The 11,166-nt window shown below is 40.2% G+C and carries 14 protein-coding genes; 5 read left to right on the top strand and 9 right to left on the bottom strand.

The window, feature by feature from the left end:
* Nucleotides 1-10 precede the first annotated feature (10 nt).
* Nucleotides 11-841: a glycosyltransferase gene (locus KIH88_RS00615; RefSeq protein ID WP_213988609.1), complete on the bottom strand. Its 831-nt coding sequence runs from the start codon at nucleotides 839-841 to the stop codon at nucleotides 11-13.
* A 221-nt stretch (nucleotides 842-1,062) separates the two neighbouring features.
* Between KIH88_RS00615 and KIH88_RS00610 the strand changes: the two genes are divergently transcribed.
* The 5 genes from KIH88_RS00610 (at nucleotide 1,063) to KIH88_RS00590 (ending at nucleotide 5,221) form a co-directional block, all read left to right on the top strand.
* Nucleotides 1,063-2,229: a CynX/NimT family MFS transporter gene (locus KIH88_RS00610; RefSeq protein WP_213988610.1), complete on the top strand. Its 1,167-nt coding sequence runs from the start codon at nucleotides 1,063-1,065 to the stop codon at nucleotides 2,227-2,229.
* A 135-nt stretch (nucleotides 2,230-2,364) separates the two neighbouring features.
* Nucleotides 2,365-2,691 carry a PadR family transcriptional regulator gene (locus KIH88_RS00605; RefSeq protein WP_000273860.1) on the top strand — a complete coding sequence of 109 codons (327 nt, stop codon included), beginning with the start codon at nucleotides 2,365-2,367 and terminating at the stop codon, nucleotides 2,689-2,691.
* Nucleotides 2,678-3,271, top strand: coding sequence for a DUF1700 domain-containing protein (locus tag KIH88_RS00600; protein WP_213988611.1), 594 nt, complete (start codon nucleotides 2,678-2,680; stop codon nucleotides 3,269-3,271). The genes KIH88_RS00605 and KIH88_RS00600 overlap by 14 nt, the downstream gene beginning before the upstream one ends.
* Nucleotides 3,264-4,196, top strand: coding sequence for a DUF4097 family beta strand repeat-containing protein (locus KIH88_RS00595; protein WP_213988612.1), 933 nt, complete (start codon nucleotides 3,264-3,266; stop codon nucleotides 4,194-4,196). Before KIH88_RS00600 ends, KIH88_RS00595 begins: the two co-directional genes overlap by 8 nt.
* Before the next feature lie 62 nt (nucleotides 4,197-4,258).
* On the top strand, nucleotides 4,259-5,221 hold the full coding sequence (locus tag KIH88_RS00590) for a DUF6574 domain-containing protein (protein WP_213988613.1): 963 nt from the start codon (nucleotides 4,259-4,261) through the stop codon (nucleotides 5,219-5,221).
* An 84-nt stretch (nucleotides 5,222-5,305) separates the two neighbouring features.
* On the opposite strand, the gene KIH88_RS00585 is transcribed toward KIH88_RS00590, so the two are convergent.
* From KIH88_RS00585 to trhO, 8 genes are all read right to left on the bottom strand, one after another.
* Complete coding sequence (locus KIH88_RS00585; protein ID WP_033605747.1) at nucleotides 5,306-5,605, bottom strand: cysteine peptidase family C39 domain-containing protein; 300 nt, start codon at nucleotides 5,603-5,605, stop codon at nucleotides 5,306-5,308.
* Nucleotides 5,598-6,179: a hypothetical protein gene (locus KIH88_RS00580; protein WP_033605748.1), complete on the bottom strand. Its 582-nt coding sequence runs from the start codon at nucleotides 6,177-6,179 to the stop codon at nucleotides 5,598-5,600. Before KIH88_RS00580 ends, KIH88_RS00585 begins: the two co-directional genes overlap by 8 nt.
* Before the next feature lie 8 nt (nucleotides 6,180-6,187).
* Nucleotides 6,188-6,880, bottom strand: coding sequence for a hypothetical protein (locus tag KIH88_RS00575; protein ID WP_001086664.1), 693 nt, complete (start codon nucleotides 6,878-6,880; stop codon nucleotides 6,188-6,190).
* A gap of 23 nt (nucleotides 6,881-6,903) precedes the next feature.
* Nucleotides 6,904-7,767, bottom strand: coding sequence for an ATP-binding cassette domain-containing protein (locus KIH88_RS00570; protein ID WP_001082444.1), 864 nt, complete (start codon nucleotides 7,765-7,767; stop codon nucleotides 6,904-6,906).
* A 30-nt stretch (nucleotides 7,768-7,797) separates the two neighbouring features.
* Nucleotides 7,798-8,019 carry a hypothetical protein gene (locus KIH88_RS00565; RefSeq protein WP_000429447.1) on the bottom strand — a complete coding sequence of 74 codons (222 nt, stop codon included), beginning with the start codon at nucleotides 8,017-8,019 and terminating at the stop codon, nucleotides 7,798-7,800.
* A 93-nt stretch (nucleotides 8,020-8,112) separates the two neighbouring features.
* Nucleotides 8,113-9,036, bottom strand: a complete 924-nt coding sequence (locus KIH88_RS00560; RefSeq protein WP_213988614.1) for a helix-turn-helix domain-containing protein — start codon at nucleotides 9,034-9,036, stop codon at nucleotides 8,113-8,115.
* 154 nt (nucleotides 9,037-9,190) lie between these two features.
* On the bottom strand, nucleotides 9,191-10,051 hold the full coding sequence (locus KIH88_RS00555; protein WP_213988615.1) for a DUF4299 family protein: 861 nt from the start codon (nucleotides 10,049-10,051) through the stop codon (nucleotides 9,191-9,193).
* A 120-nt stretch (nucleotides 10,052-10,171) separates the two neighbouring features.
* Nucleotides 10,172-11,158 carry an oxygen-dependent tRNA uridine(34) hydroxylase TrhO gene (gene trhO / locus KIH88_RS00550; protein ID WP_001030023.1) on the bottom strand — a complete coding sequence of 329 codons (987 nt, stop codon included), beginning with the start codon at nucleotides 11,156-11,158 and terminating at the stop codon, nucleotides 10,172-10,174.
* Nucleotides 11,159-11,166 lie beyond the last annotated feature (8 nt).

The following is an 11,166-nucleotide window of genomic DNA, read 5'->3' as shown; positions in this document are numbered from 1 at the left end:
CTATCAGGTCTTACTTGCTCTTTCTTAAAAGTTTGACAAAGATAAACTGACGTACAAAGCCTGGACAAAGTGCAACAATGGTCTGAATGAACATACTTTTAGCATATTCCATGTAAGAAATTTGCCCTCGCTCCAGCATTCGTTTGCGAGCTTGACGGTAGAATTTAAGGTAACGCAAGCCACCTCGACGCTCAAACATCCCTGCCCCTACACGAACCTTACACAAGATTTGATCTAGGTTGCCAGTCTTGGCACCTGCCGTAATCATATTGAGCCAAAGGAGATCATCCTCCATGTAAAGCCCGTCTTCGTAGTTGCCCGCCTTGAGGACCATGTCCTTTTTGAACATGACTGTCATATGGTTAAAGGCGCTTCTCATTCTCTGATAAGCCACAATGTCTGCGTGCTGAGTTGGAACACGACGATAAGACACAATCTCATCTGGATTGTCAATAAACTCTGCAATCTGCCCACCTAAGAGATCGAGATTTTCTTTCTCCATCAGTTGAAGCTGTTTCTCAAAACGATCCGGAACGGCTAAATCGTCCGTATCCATGCGAGCAATAATGTCATACTGGCACTGCAAAACACCGTAACGAAGAGCCAAGCCTAAACCTTGATTTTGCTCTAAGGGGCACCGTTTCACTGGAATGTCTGACTGAGCTTCCACTTCATCTAGCACCTGATAGAGCTCAGGCGTGAGGGGCCCATCCTCAACAAGAACAAGTTCGCTCGGTTTCAAGGTTTGATTTTGAACACTTTTGATAGCATCTCTCAAAAACGTCGGGTTTTCCTTTACATAGACCGACATCAAGACGCTGATTTTTTGCTTTTCAGGCACCGTTTTTCTCCAATATATAGATTTCCTTCCACTATTTTATCACAAATTTTCTCACTTTCCTATTTTTATATCAAATCAAGGAAAATTCTAGTAAAGAAATGTATCTCCTTTCACTCTATTCTCGCTTAAATCAATCGAACTTTCTTAGCTATCATTACTTGACATTATATAGAAAAAACCTTAAAATAAGCTGTTAATAAAATCATCTATTCGAGGTTTTTATGAAAAAACAATCACTCTTTTTTATCCTAGGAATTCTCTTAATCGGTACCGTTTTACGCTCTCCTTTCACTGCTCTTCCAACCATTTTAAGAGATATCGCTCAGGGACTAGGAGTTGAGGTCAGTTCCCTTGGGATTTTAACCAGTCTCCCTCTCTTGATGTTTGCTCTTTTCTCGGCTTTTGCGAGTCGCTTGGCACAAAAAATTGGACTAGAACATCTCTTCACTTACTGTCTTCTCCTCTTAACTATTGGCTCTGTCATTCGTATCTTCAACCTTCCCCTTCTCTATCTAGGAACTCTGATTATCGGTGCGAGCATTGCTATTTTTAATGTTCTTCTCCCTAGTATGATTCAGGCAAATCAGCCTCAAAAGATTAGCTTCCTAACAACTCTCTATGTCACTGCCATGGGGATTTCAACGGCCATCGCTTCTTATCTTTCGGTCCCTATCACCCAAGCTAGTTCTTGGAAGGGCCTCATCCTCGTTCTCAGCCTTCTATGTCTGGTCACTCTGCTAGTCTGGTTGCCAAATCATCGCCACAACCACCACCTAGAAAGCCAAAAAGAAAAGCAAGTCAAAGAAAATATTCTAAAAAGTAAAGATGTCTGGGCTATCATTATCTTTGGCGGGCTTCAGTCCTTGCTCTTTTATACAAGTATGACCTGGTTGCCAACTATGGCTATTAGTGCTGGTCTTTCTAATAGCGATGCGGCTCTTCTGGCTTCTATCTTCTCGCTGATCAGCATTCCTTTTTCAATGACTGTTCCAAGTCTGACAACTCATCTGTCAGACGGCCACCGTCGAATCATGCTAACAATTATCTCTATCGCTGGGATGACAGGAATTGCCATGCTCTTGTATCCAAGTAGCAGTTTCCTCTACTGGTTAGTCGTCCACCTCTTGATTGGAACGGCCTGTAGTGCTCTCTTTCCTTATCTCATGGTTTGCTTCTCACTTAAGACCAGCTCGCCTGAAAAGACTGCGCAACTCTCAGGCCTGGCGCAAACAGGGGGCTACATCTTGGCGGCCTTTGGTCCTACCTTGTTTGGTTATAGCTTTGACCTTTTCCAATCTTGGATTCCAGCTGTCCTTGCCCTTCTAGCCATCGATATCATCATGACCATCTCACTCTTTATGGTGGATCGGGCGGATAAAATCCTCTAAACTTCTAGTTTTTACTAGGAGTTTTTTATATATAAAATTTTTACACATATTTCTTGACAGGGCTTTCAACTTGAGATACAATATATTTGAAAAGAGTATATATAAAATTTTTATATAATATAAAGGAGGTTTCCCATGTACTTCCCAACATCCTCTGCCTTGATTGAGTTTCTCATCTTGGCTGTACTGGAGCAGGGGGATTCTTATGGTTATGAGATTAGCCAGACCATTAAACTCATCGCCAATATAAAAGAATCTACGCTCTATCCCATTCTCAAAAAATTGGAAGCCAGTGGCTTTCTAACCACCTACTCTAGAGAGTTTCAGGGGCGTATGCGCAAATACTACTCCTTGACCAATCGGGGCGTAGAGCAGCTCGTTACTCTAAAGGAAGAGTGGACGCTCTATACCGACACCGTCAACGGCATCATAGAAGGGAGTATCCGCCATGACAAGAACTGACTATCTGACTCAGTTAGAAACCTATCTCCATAAACTACCTGAAGCTGACCGCATCGAAGCCATGGACTACTTTAAGGAACTATTTGACGATGCGGGTTCAGAGGGCGAAGAGGAACTCATTGCCAGTCTAGGAACTCCAAAAGAAGCTGCCCATGATATCCTTTCTGATCTTCTCGACAAGAAAGTCAATGAAGCCCCTGCTCAAAAGAATGATCGCCAACTGCTACACATTGCCCTCTTGGCCCTGCTAGTAGCTCCTATCGGAATTCCGGTTGGGATCGGCATCCTCATGGTCATCATCGGTATTTTTATCGCAGCTGTCTCCGTCATTCTAGCCTTTTTCGCTGTTTCGGTGACGGGTATCCTGCTAGGTGGACTCTTTATCATAGAGAGCTTTAGTGTTCTGGTCGAAGCCAAATCTGCCTTTATCTTGATTTTTGGGGCCGGTTTGCTTTCTATCGGTGCTTCTTCTCTTGTTCTACTAGGTATCTCCTATGTAGCTCGTTTCTTTGGCCTCCTGGTCGTCCGCTTGGTGCAATGGATTCTTAAAAAAGGAAAGAGAGGTGACAGACATGCGTAAATTGACAAAAGGATTTCTCATCTTTGGTGTGGTTTCTACAATCCTTGGTTTTATCATGATCATTGTAGGCGCCCAGTCTAATGGTATTCAAAGTTTGCTTGCCATGTCAAAAGACCCCGTCTATGACAATCGTATCGAAGAAGTTACCTTTGGAAGCGAAGTGGAAAAACTTGATTTGACCCTTGAAGAACACAGCCTAACCATCACAGAGTCTGTAGATGACAAGATCCACATCACCTATCATCCGTCCGTGTCTGGCCGTCACGATCTGACTACTGGCATGAGTGACAAAACGCTGAGCGTCACTGACAAACAAGCCTCCCAACATCGTTTTCTCGGTTCAGGAATCGAAGGCCTACTTCGTATTGCTAGCAGTTATTCTAGTCGTTTTGACGAAGTCATACTCTCCCTCCCTAAAGGAAGAAGACTACAAGCTATCACCGTCTCAGCCAATCGTGGACAAACTAATATTCGCCAAGCCAATCTTGAAAATGCGACAATCAAAACAAAAGGCTACCTCTTAAGACTCACAGAAAGTTCTATCAAGAACAGCACACTAACGACACCTCATATCATCAATATCTTTGATACTGAATTGACAGATAGCCAGGTCAAGACGGAGGAGGGGCACATCTATGCTGAAAATATCAAGATCCGCGGTAAGGTAGAGCTAGACTCTCATCACGACTTAAGACTCTTTCTTTCTAAGACAGAATTCGATCGTATCAATCTAGACATTTCTTCGAAGCATGGCGGTATTTATCGTAAAGCTCAAAGAGAACACCCTAGACAAAAAGAGAATGAATTTGCCAACCCCTACAAGACAGACAAAGCAGATGTTAAGGATATGCTCATTATAAAAGCCAATCAGGATATCTACCTACCTAAGGAAGAAGAGTACTCTGCTCCACCTAGAAATCATTGACAAAAACGCTTTCATCTGCTAGTCTAAAGATAGAAAACGACCATAAAAAAGGAGGTTCCACCATGACACAAGAATGGTTTGAAAGTGCCGATCTTGAGAAGAAATCACCTCAGACGAAATCGGAAAACCAGCCCAACGAGCTAGAAACTTCGGAAACTGTGGAGACCGAACCACAAGCAAGCGAAGAAACACCTGTCTCACCTAAAGAGTTGGAAACGCATGAGGAGGAAGCTCCCGAAATGATTGAGGAAACCCAAACCGAGGAAGAGGGAGCAGGGGAAGCTGAAGAGGAACACAAGCAAGAAAACCCTGCAAAAGAGAAAAGTATCCTCAGCAAGGCTTTAGAAAGCCCCTATATCCCAGATATTGACCCTCGTAAAACAGCCAGATTAAAAGCAGAAATCGCACTATTTTGGACTTGGCTACTGGATGCTATCCAAGAACCAACTGCCAGCAAGACTACGGACCAAAAGCAGCGTTACAGTGTCTTTGCCCTGCTCACCTTGCTGTCGTCAATCAACCTTTTCTTTAGTATCTATCATATCAAACGCCTCTACTATGGCTATATGGCCTCTATTGCCAATAATTTACCTAATCAGCTCCCTCCTTTAGATCTCTTTGCTGGACTTTCTATCTTGGTTGCTAGCGCTCTATTCTACTTTTCTATCATTTTGGGAGGCTTTACTGTCCGACGTGTACTGGACCAGGAGAGCGACTTCACATTCCAAGAAGCTTGCGATCGTTACAGCCGACTCTTTGCTATCCCGCTTGTCCTAACAGCTCTAGCAAGTTTCTTTGCACTTTTTGGTGGCTTGCGATTCGCTGGCATCCTCACTCTTCTAAGCATGACCATCTTTGCCCTTGGCAATCTCTTTGTGATTAGCAAGCCAAGTAAGACCAGTAGCCTTGACCCATTTTATCGATTCTTGCTAGCTGTCTTACTTGATGGCGCCATTCTCTTACCTTTCTTCATAGCAGAGCTCGCGCTGACAGTGGACTACCTTCGCATCCTGACCTTCTTTTAACCAAAATCCCTGCCATTTGTTAATGACAGGGATTTTTATGATTCCTCTTTTTCGAACAGTGTCTACTTGATGGTTGCCAATCCTTCAAAATCTTGTCCTAGGATGGGTTTTATTCCTAAAGTTCAGTAGTATGATAACATTGCTATGAAACTCGTTATTCCAAATATTTTGCAAACTAGGAGTGTCAATTTGATAAGAATCCGCATCAATACCATAGCTTTTTAATACATCTTCTATTTCAAACAAAGACAGTCCTTGGTGATTATTATTATCAAATTGTAGACTATCTAAATGTTCTAATTTGGGGAAATAATAAGAAATGATTGTCTTTACACAAGCCATTCCACAGTCCAGCAAAGTTGCTTGTTTATAGTGACTAACCATTATTTTCTCCTTTTTCAACACTTATCTTACTATAACCATCAACTTCAATGACGCTATTCGAAGTTTGATTTGTGGTAGGAACCCTTAAAATTTCCCCGGTATTATTTGTATGCAAAGTATAAATCCCATCAAAATCTTTAGGAACTGTAATAGATACATCGCCAACAAGAGTATCTATAAATATTTTTTCGAAAGTAGTATTTTTTCCTAAGGAAATAGTTACATATAACTTGTCTTTTCCTTCTGAACTCAGAGCCAAATTAAAACCATGTTGTGAAAATGGTAGATATAGACTATCTGAACTCATTTTAACGTTTTTAGATATATTATTCGCTGATTCTTCGGAAACTTTTCCTTCTATTTGAACACTTGTTTCATCTGATTCACTCTTGACAACTTTAACATCAATTGCTTGCTTTGAGCCATAAAACTCTAACGTTTTAATACTTTTAGAAGAGAGAGTCCATGATTGTTTCAAACTGATTGTTGTCTCTCCTCGTTTTAAGGTTAATAAAATTCCAGCTACTACAAACAGTAACAACAGCCCAATTACAATTCCTATTTTTTTCATCATTAGTCCTCCTATTTAAATTCTTTTTTACTGAATACAACAAACGTAAGCATGATTACTGCTAGACCTGCCACTATAGGATAGCATACGTTTGTAAGGGTAAATTGACTGATACCTGGTGATGCTTTCAAATTTAAAGTCATTAGTAAATAGTCTCTCACACTCTCACCAGAGTTTGGAAGAACGTAAACTAATAGATTATCAAATAGTAAAATGTAGAGTGTATAAATCATACATGATTCATAAACCTTATCAAATATTTGAAAAATCAATAAGGAGATACTGATAATAACCAAATAGTATGGTAGTTGATGTAAAAATGTCGAAACAATCAACACCATGTCCCCTTCCAAATAAACAAGAGCTGTTAAACTATAAAAAATAGTTACATATAGGAAAGACAAACAAAAGGTTCCCAAAGTTTTATATAAAAATAACTTCCATCGTTGTTTTTCTTTTGTGAGCAAAATATTGATCGTACGGAAACTATAATCTTCCCCCCAGAAAAATAAATTAGCAGAGATGAAAAGCAAAGGAATAAAACCACTCACGTTTGAAATCAACACTCGAAATGCCGGCTCATTTTCATTTGATGACTTAAAAAACAAGGAGAATAACAAAACTAATAACCCTATCAACAAACTAGGAAGCACTCCTCTTTTTTCCCAGTAAAATTTATACATATCTGCTTTAAGAGAATTCATGACTCTCCTCCTTTCTTAAATCATCAGATAATATTACGCAAATAGTAGTCCTCAAAGCGTTCCTTCTTAATATAAATATCCTGTATCACTAGATTTGAACCAATACTATATTCCAAGATAGCCATTAACCTCTCCTTTTCTGTCACAACCAGATAGTCATCCTGCTCAAAATGGATAATGCCCTCTTCTTCTAAAAATATTTTTAGAATCTGATTATCACTTGTCTTTAGGAAAATTTTTTCAGATAAATCATTCGCTAGCTCTTTTGAACTCATCACATTTAGAATTTTTCCCTTTTTCATGATGATATACTTATCGGTTATAAACTCCAACTCTGATAGGATATGGCTTGAGATTAAAAAAGTAACTCCTAACTGATCCCTTAAATTCAAAATCATTTTTCTTAAATCTGAAATCCCTTGAGGATCTAAACCATTCACGGGTTCATCTAAGATAATAAGCTCTGGATTATCCAACAGCGCAATCGCAATCGATAACCTCTGCTTCATTCCAAGGGAATAGTTTTTTACTTTTCGATCCCATGACGGTTCAGGCAAGTGAACCAATTCCAACATTTTTGTGATATCTGTCTTTAAACCAAATCTTGTCTTGTAATATTGCAGGTGTTGACGTCCAGTCAAGTTTGGATAGAGGGCAGGTGATTCGATAATACTGCCAATCTTATGCTGCGAAACACTCTCGATTTCTCCCTTATCAGCTCGAATTAGTCCTAGGAGAATTCTCATTAATGTTGTCTTTCCAGCACCATTTTCGCCAATAAGACCACATATTTCTCCTTGCTCAATATCAAAGGAAATATTATGAAGAACCTGTTCTTTCCCATATGTTTTAGCGATATTTTTAAGACTTAAAATCACACGATTCATCGTTTCTCTCCTTTATTATATCTTTTGGTTTCATGAATTATCCTCCACCTCTGAAATCCCAAAATTCCTAACATCTGTAACTTCTTCAGGCAGAATTAAAACTCGCTCTTCGCCTGCATCTAAAATAGCTAGGCGAAAGACTTCGTTATTTATCACTATCTCTACCAACTTTTGCTCAGTCGTGTTATTTCGAAACACCAAACTGTGGCGAGTCTGTGTAAAAGTCTCTAGCGAGATACTAAGATTCTCCATCACTTCCTCCTACTCTGAATAACTCAATTAACCCTTCATTACATCTCTAGTTTAACGCTTTCAAAAACAAAAAAACATGACAAAAATGTCATGTCAGCTCTTCATTTCCTCAAAAGTTTTTATATCTTTTTCTTTTTCTCTCAATATACGCGCTTCTAATACTGAGTCTCCAAATGCTTGAGCGCAAATAACAGCTCTATCATATAAGTGGATAGCTTTTTCCTTATCCTGTTTATGAAATAAGGTACACATAGCATCTAGCATATCAACAATTGGCTTGTTTTGAAAATCCTGCGATAAAATCATCAGCGTGTTCATCGCCTTAACATAAGGCTCAAAAGTGGAGTAAGATTTTTCCATCCATTGAACAGCTAAAGAATCAAGCACCGTTCTCTTTAACATATAGGCTGTCTCTAAATCGGATGAATTTGTTTCTCTCAGAAGTTTTTTAGAAAGTTCCCAAAATAGTTCATGATGATACTCAGTCGGTCTTGCTAAACACGAACCAAAATACAGCTTTATCAAGAGCAAATCATTCACCGAGTAATTTTTTCTTATCTTTACTTGTTCAAAATACTCATCAAGCAAAGCATCTCCAAACCCTGCATCCTCACTTACAAAGACATCAAAACTAGCTTGTAAGGCGCTGATTGCAATCTGCTCATCCTCAGGTAAGCTGTCATAATAGTGTTCGTAAACTCTTTCAAACAACTCTTCTTTAATATGAATTCTGTCATCATCTCCATAAGTTTGAAACTTAATAAGTTTATCCTTTACTATCAAGTACTCTGAAGGTAAAATCATATGATCCATATCTACTATATGTGAAATTGGACAACCTAGTTTGTAAGCTATATACTCTACCTTGGATAAACTTGGGGAAGACTGCCCTGATTCAATCCGTGCTAATTGGCGCACCGTTATCTCAGTTTCATCATCACAAAGATTTTCACGAGTGATATGTTTCATCTCTCGCAACATTCGGATTCTTTTACCTACTTCCTTCTTGATATCCATCTTAAGATCTCCTGATCATTATTTAACGAACAATATTCTATTTTTTGTTATATTATACTATTTTTCATTGAACTAAGCAATTTTTGAAATTTCACATTACAAAACCTAACTAAGCTAAACTATCTTTCGCATGCTAAATAGCAGTTGACCTGCTTTACTTTTCTTGTGCCAATTCCTCAAAATCTTTTCCCAAAATGGCTTGTACTTCTAATTGATTGGCATCTAATTGCTGGTAAAATGCTTTTGGTAGTGACTCTAGGAATTTTTCATAATCCAAGCGAGCGATGGCTTCATAGTCTTCTGCTTTTGAGCCATCACCAGAAATCTTCACTAGGTCAATCTCCCAAACAAGTTCCTTGCCTGCCAGCTGCTCGGTATAAGGCACTGGTACAACGGGTTCCTTTGGTAAAATTGTCTTGACTCCCTGGGCTAGGTGATAGATACCGTGCACCTTTCCTTGAGTATCTGGGTAAAATTTCACACTGGCAAGGTAGGCATCAGAACCTTGAACCTTCTTGACCAGCTCTTCAAAACGTGCCAATCCATCCTCAGCCAAAAAGCTCTCGAGGTATTCCTTGTTGAGATAGATAGGGGACAAGAGCCCTTGGCAATATACTAAACGAACCGCCTTATCCGCTAAATATTGCTTGACCGTTTGTCGGAAATAAGCTTCAAAGTCAAAGTCTTCTAGCCCTTCTACCACTTGCCCCAACTTGCTCGATAGGGCCTGGAGGAGAGCTTCTACAATCTCCCAGTCTGCTCTAGTAAGGAAGTCTGGAATCACCACTTGATAACCTTTTCGGCTATCCGCATAGTTCACCTTGAAGAGAAATTGCGACTGGCCTACAATCCCACACTCGATATACTCGAGACGATTGAGGGGCTGACGGAGATAGACCGCATCATAACTGTGTGACTCCAAGCCCTCCACCAAGGCCAAGATGGACTTGGCAGTCAAGACCTCCTGTTGTCCTAGAATACTATCTTTATTTGGGATAAAAAATGTTTTCGCCATAACTGGTCTCCTTTGAAATCGTTTACATACAGTATAACCTATTTTCCTGAAAGATACAGAAACAAATTTTAGATTTTTAGAGAAAAAACATAGAAAAACAGCCCCTAAGGGCTGTTTGCTTTATACAGTAGCGACTTGATCCAAGCTTTCACCGATAGCTGCTAGACGCTCGATCACTTCTGCTTGTGTCAATTCATTTTCTGAGACGTAGCGGTTGCGTGGGTGAACACGGCACTCGTGTGAGCATCCACGAAGGTACTTGTCTTCATTTTCTTCTGATGTTAGGATACGACGGTTACAGAAGGGATTTCCACAGTTGACATAGCGTTCACATGGTGTTCCATCAAACCAGTCTTTCCCTACGATGGTTGGGTTAACATGGTTGACATCGACTGCGATACGCTCGTCAAAGACGTACATTTTCCCATCCCAAAGCTCACCTTGAACTTCTGGGTCTTTACCATAAGTTGCGATTCCTCCGTGCAATTGGCCGACATCTTTGTAGCCTTCACGAACCATCCAACCTGAGAATTTCTCACAGCGAACGCCACCTGTACAGTAAACCACGACACGCTTGTCCATGAATTTTTCCTTGTTGTCACGAACCCATTGTGGCAACTCACGGAAGTTGCGGATGTCTGGACGGATAGCCCCACGGAAGTGTCCTAGATCGTACTCATAATCGTTACGTGTGTCAAGAACCACTGTATCTTCGTCAAGAAGGGCTTCTTTGAACTCTTTCGGAGACAAGTAAGCACCCGTTGTTTCAAGTGGGTTGATGTCATTGTCAAAATCGTTGTCTTCCAAACCAAGGTGGACAATTTCTTTCTTGTAGCGAACAAACATCTTCTTGAAGGCCTGTTCACTTTCTTCATCAATCTTGAACCAGAGGTCTTCCATTCCTGGGAGGCTGTGAACGTAGTCCATGTATTTTTGAGTTGTTTCGTAGTCACCTGAAACGGTTCCGTTAATTCCCTCGTCAGCGACTAGGATACGGCCTTTGAGACCGATTGATTTACAGAAAGCCAAGTGATCTGCCGCAAATTGCTCTGCGTTTTCAATTGGAGTATAAAGGTAGTAAAGTAAGACACGAATATCTTTTGCCATAAGATTTG

Source organism: Streptococcus oralis, assembly GCF_018448765.2.
GTDB classification, from domain to species: domain Bacteria; phylum Bacillota; class Bacilli; order Lactobacillales; family Streptococcaceae; genus Streptococcus; species Streptococcus oralis_BM.
Note: the sequence above shows the minus strand (reverse complement) of the source record. Positions and strands in the feature narration are given on the sequence as shown.

Excerpts from the sequence above, each read along its gene's own strand:
- KIH88_RS00610 (WP_213988610.1), top strand. The coding sequence starts at position 1,063 with ATGAAAAAACAATCACTCTTTTTTATCCTAGGAATTCTCTTAATCGGT.
- KIH88_RS00605 (WP_000273860.1), top strand. The coding sequence starts at position 2,365 with ATGTACTTCCCAACATCCTCTGCCTTGATTGAGTTTCTCATCTTGGCT.
- KIH88_RS00600 (WP_213988611.1), top strand. The coding sequence starts at position 2,678 with ATGACAAGAACTGACTATCTGACTCAGTTAGAAACCTATCTCCATAAA.
- KIH88_RS00595 (WP_213988612.1), top strand. The coding sequence starts at position 3,264 with ATGCGTAAATTGACAAAAGGATTTCTCATCTTTGGTGTGGTTTCTACA.
- KIH88_RS00590 (WP_213988613.1), top strand. The coding sequence starts at position 4,259 with ATGACACAAGAATGGTTTGAAAGTGCCGATCTTGAGAAGAAATCACCT.
- KIH88_RS00585 (WP_033605747.1), bottom strand. The coding sequence starts at position 5,605 with ATGGTTAGTCACTATAAACAAGCAACTTTGCTGGACTGTGGAATGGCT.
- KIH88_RS00580 (WP_033605748.1), bottom strand. The coding sequence starts at position 6,179 with ATGATGAAAAAAATAGGAATTGTAATTGGGCTGTTGTTACTGTTTGTA.
- KIH88_RS00575 (WP_001086664.1), bottom strand. The coding sequence starts at position 6,880 with ATGAATTCTCTTAAAGCAGATATGTATAAATTTTACTGGGAAAAAAGA.
- KIH88_RS00570 (WP_001082444.1), bottom strand. The coding sequence starts at position 7,767 with ATGAATCGTGTGATTTTAAGTCTTAAAAATATCGCTAAAACATATGGG.
- KIH88_RS00565 (WP_000429447.1), bottom strand. The coding sequence starts at position 8,019 with ATGGAGAATCTTAGTATCTCGCTAGAGACTTTTACACAGACTCGCCAC.
- KIH88_RS00560 (WP_213988614.1), bottom strand. The coding sequence starts at position 9,036 with ATGGATATCAAGAAGGAAGTAGGTAAAAGAATCCGAATGTTGCGAGAG.
- KIH88_RS00555 (WP_213988615.1), bottom strand. The coding sequence starts at position 10,051 with ATGGCGAAAACATTTTTTATCCCAAATAAAGATAGTATTCTAGGACAA.
- trhO (WP_001030023.1), bottom strand. The coding sequence starts at position 11,158 with ATGGCAAAAGATATTCGTGTCTTACTTTACTACCTTTATACTCCAATT.